16 protein-coding genes are annotated in these 13,200 nt (G+C 39.2%); 5 read left to right on the top strand and 11 right to left on the bottom strand.

Translation table 11 applies throughout. The features are described 5' to 3' along the window. The first annotated feature begins 204 nt into the window (after positions 1-204). Both PQ478_RS04760 and PQ478_RS04755 read left to right on the top strand, forming a co-directional pair. On the top strand, positions 205-651 hold the full coding sequence (locus tag PQ478_RS04760) for a PH domain-containing protein (protein ID WP_289235992.1): 447 nt from the start codon (positions 205-207) through the stop codon (positions 649-651). Between the two features lie 14 nt (positions 652-665). Next, positions 666-1,127 (top strand): hypothetical protein, encoded by a 462-nt coding sequence (locus PQ478_RS04755; protein WP_289235991.1) that lies wholly within the window; start codon positions 666-668, stop codon positions 1,125-1,127. A 57-nt stretch (positions 1,128-1,184) separates the two neighbouring features. On the opposite strand, the gene PQ478_RS04750 is transcribed toward PQ478_RS04755, so the two are convergent. The 10 genes from PQ478_RS04750 to PQ478_RS04705 all read right to left on the bottom strand — a co-directional run bounded on the left by PQ478_RS04750 (position 1,185) and on the right by PQ478_RS04705 (position 9,569). Then, complete coding sequence (locus tag PQ478_RS04750; RefSeq protein WP_012957889.1) at positions 1,185-1,514, bottom strand: thioredoxin family protein; 330 nt, start codon at positions 1,512-1,514, stop codon at positions 1,185-1,187. Between the two features lie 151 nt (positions 1,515-1,665). After that, a complete protein-coding gene (locus PQ478_RS04745) occupies positions 1,666-2,799 on the bottom strand; it encodes an MBL fold metallo-hydrolase (protein WP_289235990.1) in 1,134 nt (377 codons plus the stop codon). Positions 2,800-3,038: 239 nt separating this feature from the next. Continuing rightward, positions 3,039-3,953, bottom strand: a complete 915-nt coding sequence (gene htpX / locus PQ478_RS04740) for a protease HtpX (RefSeq protein ID WP_012957887.1) — start codon at positions 3,951-3,953, stop codon at positions 3,039-3,041. A gap of 84 nt (positions 3,954-4,037) precedes the next feature. Beyond that, a complete protein-coding gene (locus PQ478_RS04735) occupies positions 4,038-4,457 on the bottom strand; it encodes a hypothetical protein (RefSeq protein ID WP_289235989.1) in 420 nt (139 codons plus the stop codon). Positions 4,458-4,529: 72 nt separating this feature from the next. Next, positions 4,530-5,294, bottom strand: coding sequence for a carbon-nitrogen hydrolase family protein (locus tag PQ478_RS04730; RefSeq protein ID WP_289235988.1), 765 nt, complete (start codon positions 5,292-5,294; stop codon positions 4,530-4,532). A gap of 60 nt (positions 5,295-5,354) precedes the next feature. Further along, positions 5,355-5,540, bottom strand: a complete 186-nt coding sequence (locus PQ478_RS04725; protein ID WP_289235987.1) for a hypothetical protein — start codon at positions 5,538-5,540, stop codon at positions 5,355-5,357. A 9-nt stretch (positions 5,541-5,549) separates the two neighbouring features. After that, positions 5,550-6,296: a nucleoside phosphorylase gene (locus tag PQ478_RS04720; protein WP_289235986.1), complete on the bottom strand. Its 747-nt coding sequence runs from the start codon at positions 6,294-6,296 to the stop codon at positions 5,550-5,552. A 91-nt stretch (positions 6,297-6,387) separates the two neighbouring features. Beyond that, complete coding sequence (locus PQ478_RS04715) at positions 6,388-7,422, bottom strand: LolA family protein (protein WP_289235985.1); 1,035 nt, start codon at positions 7,420-7,422, stop codon at positions 6,388-6,390. A gap of 13 nt (positions 7,423-7,435) precedes the next feature. Continuing rightward, a complete protein-coding gene (locus PQ478_RS04710) occupies positions 7,436-8,842 on the bottom strand; it encodes a HAMP domain-containing sensor histidine kinase (RefSeq protein ID WP_289235984.1) in 1,407 nt (468 codons plus the stop codon). Then, positions 8,829-9,569: a response regulator transcription factor gene (locus PQ478_RS04705; RefSeq protein ID WP_217694096.1), complete on the bottom strand. Its 741-nt coding sequence runs from the start codon at positions 9,567-9,569 to the stop codon at positions 8,829-8,831. The genes PQ478_RS04710 and PQ478_RS04705 overlap by 14 nt, the downstream gene beginning before the upstream one ends. A 150-nt stretch (positions 9,570-9,719) precedes the next feature. Here PQ478_RS04705 and PQ478_RS04700 point away from each other — a divergent pair, with 150 nt between their 5' ends. The 3 genes from PQ478_RS04700 to PQ478_RS04690 all read left to right on the top strand — a co-directional run bounded on the left by PQ478_RS04700 (position 9,720) and on the right by PQ478_RS04690 (position 11,633). Then, positions 9,720-10,763: a LolA family protein gene (locus PQ478_RS04700; RefSeq protein ID WP_289235983.1), complete on the top strand. Its 1,044-nt coding sequence runs from the start codon at positions 9,720-9,722 to the stop codon at positions 10,761-10,763. A gap of 137 nt (positions 10,764-10,900) precedes the next feature. Next, a complete protein-coding gene (locus PQ478_RS04695) occupies positions 10,901-11,359 on the top strand; it encodes a CBO0543 family protein (RefSeq protein WP_289235982.1) in 459 nt (152 codons plus the stop codon). Between the two features lie 61 nt (positions 11,360-11,420). Next, positions 11,421-11,633, top strand: coding sequence for a hypothetical protein (locus PQ478_RS04690; RefSeq protein ID WP_012957878.1), 213 nt, complete (start codon positions 11,421-11,423; stop codon positions 11,631-11,633). Between the two features lie 60 nt (positions 11,634-11,693). Here the strand turns inward: PQ478_RS04690 and PQ478_RS04685 are convergent, their stop codons facing one another. Continuing rightward, positions 11,694-13,178, bottom strand: coding sequence for a potassium/proton antiporter (locus PQ478_RS04685; protein ID WP_012957877.1), 1,485 nt, complete (start codon positions 13,176-13,178; stop codon positions 11,694-11,696). Between the last annotated feature and the right edge of the window lie 22 nt (positions 13,179-13,200).

Genomic DNA, 13,200 nt, shown 5'->3' with positions numbered 1-13,200 from the left:
GGAGTTGATAAGATGAGCGAGCAACAGAAAGATAAGGACATGCTGCTGAGCACCACGATTGGCTTCATCGGTGATGTTGTACTATTTATCCCAAGATTAATCACGGGCTTTATTCGAGGTATTTTCTAAAACCTTACTCCGCTATTAAATGAAACCTGCCTGCTCCTTCTGCGTATACTATTATATGCGAAAGGAGCGAGAACTTTGTATTTCCCTTCAAAAAAAGATACGTGGCTGACTATTTTATTGTGGGGTGTGATTCTCTTATTTATTATCACTCCCATTTTATCTATACAAATTGACCAAAGTCCTCTAACTCAAGTCTTTGAGATTTTTATTACGTCTCTCCTTGCTGTTTTTATCGCATGGATTTGGTTTAAGACTGGCTATATCATAGAGGACACTACCTTAAAAGTCGTATGCGGACCGTTTAAGAAAAACGTCCTTATACATGAAATTAATGGCCTTAGGAAAACGAAGAATCCATTTTCCGCACCTGCCCTTTCTATCGACCGATTAGAACTCAGCTATGGCAAGGTAAAAGTGTTAACGATCTCCCCAGAGGATGAAGCCGAGTTTATACGAATGTTGCTAAAGAAAAATCCAGAGATAAAATTATGGTATAATAAGCCTTCAACAACCAATCGATAGATGATGGAGGCACTATGTTAACTTTTGTAGAAAAACTAGCGATAATTGAATCTTTTCCGGAGCTTGAGCGCAAAGATGTCTCTCTTGGCCGAGTGAATTTTCATTACAATGAAAGCTCATATGACAATAAGAATGTTGTTTACCACTTGCACCCGAATGGAAACGGATTTGTGTACGCAGGGAGAATGACTGGGTATACGACCAATGACAAGGGTATGGTCAATATTCGTGACTTCACTGAGAAAGCTCTGCGTGCGACGATCCGTAAATCAATTCTTTCACTAACTCCTAAAGAGGAAGTGACCGACGAACCATTAGAGGAAACATGGATAAATGAGAATACGGTGACTCTTACTATTCTTAAAGAAGAAGATATGTGGAATGTATATGCTGATGATGACAGCTTAGACGGGACATTTACGACCTACAGGGAAGCTGTAAATTACTTAGAGGCTGAAGGGTTTGAGAGAATATAAAAAAAAGCAGCTTCCATTGTGTGAAGCTGCTTTTTTATTGAGTTCAAAGCGGAGAGTTTAATCAGCAGTAGAAAGTTGATAAACCTTTCGAACCTTTTCTTCAAACGTTTCGATTGGAACAAATCTAGCTTCTCTTATCGTCTCTTTTCCATCGATAAATAGGAGCAGTGCCGGAACTGTGAATATAGACAACCTGCCAGCTATTTCTTCTAGTTGATCCGCATTTACGAATCCTTGGTTAATCAGCGGGAATTCCGACAATACTTCTTTAACTTGCGGCAGCAAGGCATGGCATACACTGCAATTCGTCCTTGATACGTAGACGAAACTAAATTTGTTCTCTTGTATAAACTCATCTACCATTTCAATTGTAGTTAAATCCTTCATCCGTTCCCCTCCTTTTTGTCCTTATTTTTTATCGTAACACAGAACGGCAAGGGGTATTCATTACTATATAAAATCTACCACAATATAAAAGCAAGTTTCTTAGCCAAAACCCTCTCTACACATAGTTGTAGAGAGGGTTTTTCACTATAAATTAATCTGCATGATGAACGGCACAGCGGTTTGGTCCGATTTCAAGCTCTTGCATTTTTTCCTTATCAGCAGTTTCTACCCCACGGTTGATCCCCACAATTTCTTCAAAATTCGGAGGTTTTACTGAACTTGCAGACTTCTCTACATTATCTAAGAAAGCATCTCTTGTTGCGTTAAACATTTTCTCATTGCGTTCACGAATATTTCCTAGTGTATCACCGATATAGCCGTCCTCATTCATTTCTTCATCAAAGTCAGCATAGTGGCCAGGAAGAACGAATACATCATCAGCAATATCAGAAACTTTTGTGTAAACTGTGTCATACAAATCATTCGCCCACTCACGAACTTTATTCCCTAGGTCCGGACGACCCAACCCGCTAACGAAAATCGTATCTCCAGAGAAAAGTAATGCATCATTTACAAAGAAAGAAACGCTTCCTGGAGTGTGGCCAGGAGTTTTCACTGCTAATACTTCAAGTTTCACTTGGTGGAATTCAATTTTATCGTGATCTTCTAGTGGTTCAAAATCAAACACAGCGCCCTCGCTTTTCATTAGATAATAGTTCGCCCCTGTTTGTTCAGCTAGAATTTTCCCACCTGAAATATGATCAGCATGAAGATGCGAATCCACAATATGAGTTATTTTAGCCCCGAGTTCAGCTGCTGCCTCTTTATACTCTTCAACAAAACGGGAAGGGTCTACAATTAAAGCTTCACCATTTGAAACCACCATGTAAGATAAGCAGCCTTTCCCTACACGAATAAATTGATGGACAGAAATATTTTCATCTTCATATACCTTTGTTTGATAGAGATACTCACTCCATGATTTCATTCCGCCTTTCAAATAAGAAACATCATACCCAGCTTCTGATAACATTTCAGCAACCATCATAGATGAGCCTTCCTTTGCACAAACAACGAGGATTTCTTTATCTTGCGGAATGTTTGCTCTCACTTCATCAATTCCATCAATAAGCTCGAAATATGGAACATTCAAATACTCGAAGTTTTCCCCTTCAATTTTCCAATCTTCAAAATCACTTACATTACGTACATCAAAAATAAATAAATTCCCTTTGTTCAATACCTTTTCTGTCACTTCTTTAGCAAGCATTGCTTTAACTGTCATAATAAAACCTCCTAGTAATAAATTTATACACACTTATTCATATACCTAATATGGTATATGAATAGGTAAAAAAATATACCAATTAGTGAAATTGTTCAGGATTCTCAATACCTATATGGGTATATAATATAGCGGTTTCATTAAAATGTCAATACCTTCTTTAAAATGGGCTTAATCCTATTATAGCAGCCTTTAGACTAAAAAAAGCGAACCCCTTTTATAGGATTCGCTTTCTACTTTTAACGCTCTTCTAAACGTGCAATACGCTCATCAAGGTCTGGGTGAGTAGAGAATAATCTCATCACTCCACCTTTTCCGTTAATTTTCATCGTTTGAACAGCACTGTCATTCGTACGATCATGTACATTCGCACGGTCTACATATGCTTTAAGTGAACGTAGGGCATGTGCCATTTTGTCACGTCCCGCAAGATCCGCCCCCCCGCGGTCAGCATGGAATTCTCGGTGACGCGAATACGCACTGACAACAAGACTTCCAAGGATAGAGAAGAGGATTTGGAAAATAATAATAGCAGCAAACTGAACAATCCATTGTAATTCCTCACGTGCAAATCTTGAAACGATAATCGCTACAATACGCGAGAAGAATACAACAAATGTATTAATGACCCCTTGCAAGAGCGTCATCGTCACCATATCTCCATTCGCTACGTGAGCTACTTCATGAGCAATAACTCCTTCTACTGCATCATCATCCATTGTATTTAATAATCCTTGCGAAACTGCAACAAGCGAACGTTTTTTTGATGGGCCTGTAGCAAAAGCATTGACCTCTGCAGATGGATAAATACCAACCTGCGGCATATGAGCCAGCCCTGCAGCACGTGATAGACGATGCACTTTCTCTACCACTGTGCGTTCTTCGTGAGTCAAATTCCCATCAGGATCTAGAATTTTTACTTTCATCATCATTTTTGCAACAAAACGTGACATTGCAAGGGAGATAAATGCCCCTGAGAAACCTACAAGCAAACTGAATACACCAAGCGCAATAAAGTCAATTCCAATACCAGGAGCACCTGTTTGGAATGATCCATTTATTCCCGTATAGGTCGTTATGAGTGACCAAACAATGACGATGGTCGTCATAACGAGAATATTTGTGACAATTAATAATAATAATCGTTTTCCCATTCTTCATCCTCCAATTACATTAATATGTGCTAGTTTAACACGACTATCTAATAAAGGGTGCACAAATGATAACAAAAACGTGAACTAACTGCCGCCTACCATTGCAAATGGAATGTCCTCGCCATTTTTATATGCGTTGATTTCCTCAATTGGTTTATCCAACTTAACAAGATACAAACGGTGGTTATTAGACCCTTCTTCTGCTTGCTCTTCTTCATAATAAATGTGTAATACATCCCCCTCACGCTCTACGTTAAAATTAGAAATATGCAAAGGTCTTTCTCCTTGGGTGAGATGACCGCTCGTTACGTAGACATAAAAGCTGTCCTCATTATGGAAGAAGAGATAAATCCCGTTCTCTGGTTCTGCTTGTTGAATGAATGCATCTAGATTGGATTCTACATGATCAATCGAGACTTCAGAGTAAGTTAAATCATTCCCGCAACCAGTTAAAGTTATGAGCAGTACGAAAGTCAATAATAAGATGAAAGGTGATTTTTTCATCACGGCAGCTCCTCTTTTTTAGATGTCACCCTACCTTGTATGTACGGGTGACATCGAATAAGGTTTCAATTTTCAAATGATATATTCAACCTCAAATTCTGTTGATAGTAACTCCCTTTTATCAAAATCCCAATCGAACAGTAATATCGCTGATTCTCTTGAATGATGGGCAAGCAAGTGTACCCCATGATCAATCACTAGACTTTTAGCTTCCCAAAAAGTAACGGTCTCATCTTCCCCTGTACGATTACATACAAACATCGGCAGACCGGTATCTATTGTTCTAGCTTCCCACTCTCCATTTGGCCCATGCAGCCCCGGTCCCCAGGAAGAGGGAGCAATAAGGATTTCCGCCCCTTTATCTCTAAGAGCTACAGCGTTCTTTTTTGTGTAGGAATCAGCACAAATGAGAATACCAGCTTTTACATGATCAATTGTTATTGGTTGAAGACGCTCTCCTGAAGAGGACCAATCATCCGTCACACTTGAGCGCTTCCTCTGTCTTCCGATCAGCTGCCCCTCTCGATTAATGACAAATACTGAATTAAACAATTCCCCTTCAGGATCTTTTTCAGGTGCCCCTATAAAAAGGTTTACTTCTGAAGACTTAGCCACTTCCATTAAACTAGACATCCATTCATTTGGCTGCTGCTGAATCCAATCAATGCCGCATTTTTTTGTAAACTGAAGCCCGCTGACAGCTAGCTCTGGAGTAATAATCCATTCTGCTCCCTTTTCAGCTGCTTTTTGTACGGCTTGTGTTATGAGGCTTTGATTTGTTTTAATCTCTCCGGCATGAAGTAATAAATGCAGCATAGCTATTTTTCGTTTGTTCATGATTCATCCCCATTCTTCATTCCTTAAGAAAAAGCATCTCTGTGTGACAGAAATGCTCCCTTAAACATGCTTTTGATCTTTACTCACGTGTCTGGCATAGTCTATTTTCTTTGTTTCAAGATCAATCTTCTTGTGTTCTAATTCTAGTTCTAACCGTTTTATATCGTAATTCTTTTTTCTTTTATATCCATTATAAATGAGTGATAATGCAATAATCACTATGATAAATAGATACATATCTTCCATTCAATCACCTCACTCTCCTGCCGCTAGATACAGGGCGACTTCTCTAACTCGCTCATCTGTAAGGACCTCAACCGCTTCACGATCTTCGGTATAAGTGTATAGGGTGTCACCATTTATTAAATGATCAGAAAGAGTTAACAAACCTACAGCTCGTTTATTAAAGTACTGAGCCGCTGCTATGGTCACGGCCGTTTCCATATCTACTCCTATACATCCTTTACTAGCCCATGCTTTGATCAGATCCTTTGTTTCAAGCAGCAGAGTGTTAGTTGAATAAATAGAACCAGTAGTATAGCTGTACCCTTTGTTTTCACAATACTTCACAGCTAAAGCAACAAGCTCAGGATCTGACTTCACCGTTATTTGGCCAGGCAGATAGGAAGTTGAGACCCCGTCCCCCATCACAGCTTCCGTTACAATGAAAATATCTCCATACTTAACTTCTGAGGACAAGCCGCCAAAATAGCCTGTTTGAATAAAGACTTCAGTCCCGCTAGCCGCAAACTGATGGACGATATTTGCAGCCATAGGCGCTCCGTATACATTGGCAAAACCTACTTGCGCCCCCTTGTGTCTGCCCATTACACTATTCCACTTCGGCAGCTGCATTTCCTCTTTTAATATATCTCTCCATTGAGTGATGTTCTCTTCATGCTCCCATTCCCCGTGGATGATGAATGAAGAAGGAACATCAGCTTTACTTATTTGTAGTGCATTCAGCCAATCCACTTGTGAAAATTCACCGTATAGTTTCATGAAGTCTCCTTACCTTATTATCTATTTAGAACATCTCTTACTAGAGTATTTAAAAGGGAGCCATCACATCATGTCATTGCTCCCTCCTTATCTATCTTAGCCCTGCTACAATTTGCAGTGCTTTTTCTTTTGTCACAAGGTCATTTTCAGGATAAAAACTGTATTGCACGCCGTCTTCTTGCCATGCAACCATTTTTAGTGAATGATCCCAAATTAACAAGCCCGGGGATTCTCTAACCGTTATTTCTTCTTCATTTCCAAAGACAGCTGCTAGCGGCTCATCCCGTTTAAATACCTCATAGGAGAAAAGATGTCTTCCATCTGCATCACTGTAAGTAAGTGTCACTCCCATTTCATCCTCTGGCCTAGGATACGTAGTCGCCTCATGAAAATGATATTCTGCCGAGGGGATTAAAATGTCAAAGTCTGCCCTCTCCTTTGCCTCTTCTAAGTCAATGATCTCGTTTGTAACTAGATCATTTAGAGAAACTGGTTCGAAATCAATCATATCATCAATGATAAAGAGCGACTCTTCCATTTTAGGATTTATGTCAAAAGCAGCTGCTTCACTTGTCATCCATTCCTCGTCAAATACAAAATCCGTCTTCAGCAGGACCCAATTTTCTTTATCAATCCAAAGCTCCATTTCATCGTTATCACTTTGTTTTGAACTAAGTTCTAGTATAAATACTTCTCTATCTAGAAGCTTGGCTTCCTCTTTCACTTTAATGTCGTAATGATCATGCATTGCTTCAAGCATCTGCATCATCGACTCACGAGGTGTCTGTGTTAAATAAGATGCCGTTTCCGGTGAATCATACGTGATCAGCTGTTCTTCTTCATAATCTAGCAGGACATGTCCAATGTCACTGTAAAGCGAAACATAAACAAGTTTCTCTCCTTCATACATTTCTGTACGAAACTTGCCATCCGCCATCCGCCACTCTTTCATAGTAAACGGATCGCCGTCATTTCCCTGATAATCCGTTTCCATATAATAAGAGATCGCCGTTTGATTTGCTTCAAGCATACTTGCCATGACCTCATTACCGCTTAACCCTTTCATCTGACATCCGCTTACTATGATAAGGAGTATACTCAACACACTAATTGCTACATTTTTCAATCTTTTCCCCCCGCTATTCTTCTTTTTTTAAGGCGAAATAAAAGCAGCTGCCAACCCCTAATGTAGAAGCAGCACCAATCACACCGCCGTGCAGCTCGATTAGTTGTTTACTAATGGCAAGACCAAGTCCAGCTCCCTTTCCCCGATCCTTACTTCTTGCACTGTCTGCTTGATAAAATAATTTAAACACATGAGTAAGGTCTTCTTTCGTTATACCTGACCCCTCATCTTGTACGATGAAATAAACCCAACCATCTTCTACCGGCACATCTGACGGCAGGAGATCTCGCTTAGTCGTGGCCGTTAATTCAATCTTTTTCCCTGTTTTCGTATGCCTGATTGCATTGGTCACAAGATTATCCATCACTTGAACTAGGCGATCGACATCACAAAGAATGTCATATGGTTGGACATCAATTTGAGTGATGAGTTCAATCCCATTTTGATGACACACTTCCGCGTATCCATCCACTAACATCTCTGCTACTTCTTCTCCATCAACGACCTGTCTATTTAACTCCAAACTGTTCATCTCAAGCCTAGAATACAAAAGAAGATCTTCCACGAGTTTTTCCATGTAATTAGCTTTTCTAATAATCACATCCCGGTACTCTTCTTGCTTCTCGGGATGGTGAGCTAATCCTTCTGCATATGCTTTTATAGAAGTTAAAGGGGTGCGCAGATCATGCGAAATGGCAGCTATGAGCTTTTGCTTAACCTCTTGAACCTCTTTAATCTCCCCACTCATCGTATAAAACCCTTCAAGCAGCTCACTAAATTCATCATTCATTCCGTAATCCGTTTTCCTCTTTGGAAAGGTTCCTGCCCCAAAATGTTTCATCTCTTTTACTAGAGTAGTCACAGGCCTTACGATTCTCCGCCTGACTAAGAAGTGCGTAATCAGTAATGTTAAAATAAGCACGCTTATCATAAAAAGAACCGTATAAATAGAGCCTCGATCAATTTGTTTCATCAATTCTGTTCTCTCTTTTTTAATTTCAAAATAGCCAATGATCTCATCTTCATAATACACTGGCTCCTTGTACGTAAAATGAGAAAGGGATTCCTCTGTTTCGTATAAGCCTTGCATTAATTGGTTTGCAGGGACGGCACCAGTATATAACGTCTGCCCATTAATATTTAAAAGGGCTTGGCGATCTTTTGAATAAATATGTACAATTTCATCCTCATTGACTTCACCCGCTAGGGCTTCTTCATCTACTGGAGGAAACTGATAAAGACGAGGATTTTCTTTTAAGGTGGAGGCAAGATGATGAATGCGGATAGAGGTATCTATATATTCTTGAAATTGTTCACGTTCAATCCAATCATTTACGTAGCCGATAAAGAAATAAGTCGATACAAAAGGGACCACCATCACGACACATAAAAGGAGAAGAAGCCAGTTACGAATCTTCATGTTTTTGACCTATAAATTTATAACCGATCCCCCACACTGTATCAATAAATCGGGGGTGCTTACTGCCGTCGCCTAACTTTCGACGTACATTTTTTATATGAACCGTTACTGTACGAATATCATCCGCATCATCTTGCTTCCATACTCGGTTGTACAGCTGTTCCTTAGAAAAGACTTGCCCCGGAGCCTCAGCAAGTGTCAGCAGAAGTTCAAATTCCTTCATCGTTAAGGTCAGCGGCTTGCCGTCTTTTTCTACTATTCTACGATTGGTGTTAATCGTTAACCCATCGAAGTTGAGCACTTTCTCTTGTTCCTTTAGACCGTTGTAACGGTGATAACGTCTTAAATGGGATTTAACACGGGCAACAAGCTCAAGCGGACTAAACGGCTTTGTGATGTAGTCATCTGCGCCTAGCCCTAAACTATGTATTTTATCAATATCGCTTTGACGGGCGCTTACAACAATGATCGGCACCTCGCTTTGTTGACGCACCTGTCTGCACACTTCAAACCCGTCCACCTTAGGAAGCATTAAGTCTACTAAGAGGAGATGGGGATGAATCGAAGCAAAGCGTCTCAACCCGTCCTCTCCGTCATGAGCCATAACGACTTTATATCCTTCACGAATTAAGTATTCATTTAGTATTTTACTAATCTCTCGGTCATCTTCTATTACGAGAATTGTCTCTGTCATTCTCTTCATTCCTTCTAATGAATTATCATCCATTTCTCTATTTTCCTATTATAGTAAATTATGTGATTCGATAAAAGACCTCCTCGGAACTTCATACTTTCTTTATAAATTCCTTTCTTTTTCTTTATTTTTCCTCTTTATAGTTATATTCAGTTAGATAAATCAAAAATGAGGTGAAAAATTATGAAAAAAATCAAAGCTGTCTTCACGCTAGCAACTGCCATTTTCTTTACAGCAGGATGCTCTCTTGAAGATACTGACGAAATTATTGAAAAGGCTGTTGAAGCCCAAGAGAACTTAGAAAGCTATTATGCTGAGGTTTCCTCCACCTTTAATTTTAAAGTGGAAAATAATGAAAATGAGAATGAATCTTCGACGTATAAAGAATGGAATGTTAAACCTGACAAATATCGTACAGAAATGGAAGATGGTTATCTTCATATTTCTAATGGCAAAGAATCATGGTCCTACGATCCTCATGAAAATACGGTAACTGTCTTTGAAACATCAGATGAATTAGCTGAAGAGACTCCTAGCGAGGGAGAGATCATCCGCGAAATCCTGACTGAAATGCTTGATTCGACAGATGTGACTGTAATGGGAAAAGAAACGATTGCCGGACGCAGTACGATTCACTTGGCGCTGGCTAGTAAAAAAGGAGAAGAAGAGGATTTTCTAGGCGAAGTCAATTATGATATTTGGGTAGATGAAGAAACCTATATGCCGCTTAAGATGATGTGGATTAGTGATGAATTTTCTTCTTCCGTTGAATATACACATATTGAATACAATATTGACATTGATGAAACCCTTTTCCAATTTGATATACCAGAAGATGCAGAAGTTCTTACGATTGACGATTTCATGCCCGAATCTTTAACACTAGAAGAGTTAAAAGAAGCAGCACCTTTCTCCATTCCAGAATTAGAAGGCATCCCTCAGAATTTTGAATTCGAAGAGGCAACCTATTTTGAGGATATGGACATGGCTACGATCCATTACATTGATGGAACGGATTATTTAATGATCTCTTTAACAACTGACAAAACAGAAATGCTTGAAGAGTCAGAGCCAGTCTCTACAGAAGACTTTGAAGGCCACTATATGAACATGTTTGATATGCACTTTCTTTTTTGGTCGCAAGATGAAGTGTATATCGAGTTAATGGCATCTGGAGAAGAGATGAATAAAGATTCTCTTCTTGAGATCGGTGCCGTTCTTCAATAAGCAAATGACAATGTGAATGACAATGATAAGGCCCGTCCTGTATTAAGCAGGCGGGTTTTTATCGATTAGTGGCCTTCAAATCTTTATTAGCCTTTTAAGCAATTCCTCAGCATAATTTACTCGTGAGGTGAGACGCTATGACTGAGGTGATTTATATGCGAGTAAATATTTTCTATTTCTTTTTTATCCCCTGGATCCTTGCCACTTTATTATTTAGAAAGAAAAATAAAATGATTCTCTATAAGATTACTCCCTTTGCAACAGTCATTGCTACGATTTTATGTGTCTGGGGAGACCGTCATCATTTCTGGGTGCTGAAGCCTGTGCTAAAGAAAAATCAGGTACTAACTACAATGCCGCTTAATCTCGGATTGTATCCAGTGTTCTCTTCAATCATGGTTTATTTAATTATGAAAACCAAGGAATCAGCTTCCTCATGGATCCTCGTATTTACATGCTTTACAACCATTCTTGAATTTATCATGAAATGGATTGGCAGGGCTGCATATGGTAACGACTGGAATTTAAATAAAACGTTTATTTCCTATTTCATCCCTTATTATTTGATTCACAAATACTCTCAGTGGTTCTTGTGAAAATTCATAGGCACTCCTTACTTTTGTGCACATAGGATGTGTATAAAAAGGAGTGATCTTCATGCAATGGCTGCAAAAGGTTCCCTACCTGACGAACCAGCCAATCGGGGTCTCTTTTATGAATGGAACAGGAACATCCGGTATATTATGCGGAACCTCAGATCAGAAACTCCTCGTACTAGAATACCTTTACCACTCTCAATTTGCTCTTAAACAGTACGATTTTGTCACTATCCAAGATGTCCATGCTTTTCCTCCTTGCCAATTGAATTAACTCCACATAAAAAGCGTTCCTGCCTTTTGCAGAAACGCTTTTTCAACTATTATTTTTTGACTATAAGCTTTGTTCTTCTTTTTTTTCATTCATTAAACGTTTTAATGCTTTGATCGTTTGTTTGGCAACAAGAATATAGAGAATATCACCAGGCTTAATCACAGTTTCTCCATGAGGGGTAACGAGATCACCATTTCGTATCACTGCACTAATTAATACATCATTAGGTAATTCAAGATCTTTCAACGCTTGGCCAGTCACTTTCATATTTTCATTCACTGCAAATTCTATGATTTCTGCATTAGCTTTCCCAATCGAGACGAGCTCTAACGTATGTGGCGGCTCTACCTTTTCAGGTCCATTTAATCCAAGCTTTTCAGCAAAGTATGAAATGGTTGATCCTTGGATAAGTGCTGAAGTTAACACAACGAAAAAGACAACATTGAAGAACAACTGGCTGTTTTCCACACCCATTGTCATCGGGAAGGTGGCTAATACAATAGGGACTGCCCCTTTTAAGCCTGCCCACGATAAGAATATTTTTTCTCGTGTGTTAAACCCCATTCGAGGAGTGGATAGAAACACGGCAATAGGACGAGCTACAAAGATTAATATTAAAGCAAGTAAGAATCCTTTTACGATAATATCAAATGATAAAAGTTGTGCTGGGAAGACTAACAGCCCTAAAATAACAAACATTAAAATTTGCATCATCCACGCAAAGCCTTCATTAAACCTGAAAATTGAATGCTTATAGGTTAAATCACGATTTCCTATAACTAAAGCAGCTACATATACAGCTAATAAGCCGCTAGCGCCAATCAAATCATTCAAGCTGTAAGTCAATAAAGCAAATGCTAAAGCAAAGATAGGATACAAACCACTTGAGTCCAGATTAATTTTATTGATGGCATAACTTGCAAGAAGTCCTAAGCCATATCCTAATGCTAGACCAGCCCCCATTTGCCAGAAGAATGAGCCAATCAGCATAATATAGGAGGATTCACTTATTGTAAGTAGTTGAATAAAGGATAAGGTAAGAAAAACAGCCATTGGATCGTTTGTCCCAGACTCTGCTTCTAGTGTGGCACTTAGATTGTTCTTAATATTTTGGCCTTTCAACACAGCAAAAATAGCAGCGGCATCCGTGGAGCCGACAATCGCTCCAAATAAAAATCCTTCTAACCAACTAACTCCAAAAATAAATTTCGCAGCAACGGCCACTACAATCGTTGTTAATAAAACACCTATGGTAGCTAGTGATAAAGAAGGCTTTGCCACAGCCTTAACAGCTGACCATTTTGTTTGCAAACCGCCCTCAAACAAGATTACAACAAGTGCTATGATTCCAATGAGCTGAGCAAGATAAGGGTTATTAAATGGGATAAAGCCAAGCCCATCACTACCCATGGTCATCCCTACAAGTAGGAATAATACTAGGGCAGGGACACCAAGACGAGTGGAGAATTTAGTCGTCAACACCCCGATAATGAGCAGTAGTGCCATTAACAAAATAAAATAATCAATATTGATAGAACTTAACATGCATGTCCGTCCCCCTGGTATT

The sequence above is a fragment of the Alkalihalophilus pseudofirmus genome, assembly GCF_029094545.1.
Classification (GTDB): Bacteria; Bacillota; Bacilli; order Bacillales; family Bacillaceae_D; genus Alkalihalophilus; species Alkalihalophilus pseudofirmus.
The sequence above is the reverse complement of the archived record's forward strand: the minus strand, read 5'-3'. Positions and strand labels throughout refer to the sequence as shown.

Bases quoted from the DNA above. Each gene is read 5' to 3' on its own strand.
- PQ478_RS04755 (WP_289235991.1), top strand. From the start codon at position 666: ATGTTAACTTTTGTAGAAAAACTAGCGATAATTGAATCTTTTCCGGAG.
- PQ478_RS04750 (WP_012957889.1), bottom strand. From the start codon at position 1,514: ATGAAGGATTTAACTACAATTGAAATGGTAGATGAGTTTATACAAGAG.
- PQ478_RS04745 (WP_289235990.1), bottom strand. From the start codon at position 2,799: ATGACAGTTAAAGCAATGCTTGCTAAAGAAGTGACAGAAAAGGTATTG.
- htpX (WP_012957887.1), bottom strand. From the start codon at position 3,953: ATGGGAAAACGATTATTATTATTAATTGTCACAAATATTCTCGTTATG.
- PQ478_RS04735 (WP_289235989.1), bottom strand. From the start codon at position 4,457: ATGAAAAAATCACCTTTCATCTTATTATTGACTTTCGTACTGCTCATA.
- PQ478_RS04730 (WP_289235988.1), bottom strand. From the start codon at position 5,294: ATGAACAAACGAAAAATAGCTATGCTGCATTTATTACTTCATGCCGGA.
- PQ478_RS04725 (WP_289235987.1), bottom strand. From the start codon at position 5,540: ATGGAAGATATGTATCTATTTATCATAGTGATTATTGCATTATCACTC.
- PQ478_RS04720 (WP_289235986.1), bottom strand. From the start codon at position 6,296: ATGAAACTATACGGTGAATTTTCACAAGTGGATTGGCTGAATGCACTA.
- PQ478_RS04710 (WP_289235984.1), bottom strand. From the start codon at position 8,842: ATGAAGATTCGTAACTGGCTTCTTCTCCTTTTATGTGTCGTGATGGTG.
- PQ478_RS04705 (WP_217694096.1), bottom strand. From the start codon at position 9,569: ATGGATGATAATTCATTAGAAGGAATGAAGAGAATGACAGAGACAATT.
- PQ478_RS04700 (WP_289235983.1), top strand. From the start codon at position 9,720: ATGAAAAAAATCAAAGCTGTCTTCACGCTAGCAACTGCCATTTTCTTT.
- PQ478_RS04695 (WP_289235982.1), top strand. From the start codon at position 10,901: ATGACTGAGGTGATTTATATGCGAGTAAATATTTTCTATTTCTTTTTT.
- PQ478_RS04690 (WP_012957878.1), top strand. From the start codon at position 11,421: ATGCAATGGCTGCAAAAGGTTCCCTACCTGACGAACCAGCCAATCGGG.
- PQ478_RS04685 (WP_012957877.1), bottom strand. From the start codon at position 13,178: ATGTTAAGTTCTATCAATATTGATTATTTTATTTTGTTAATGGCACTA.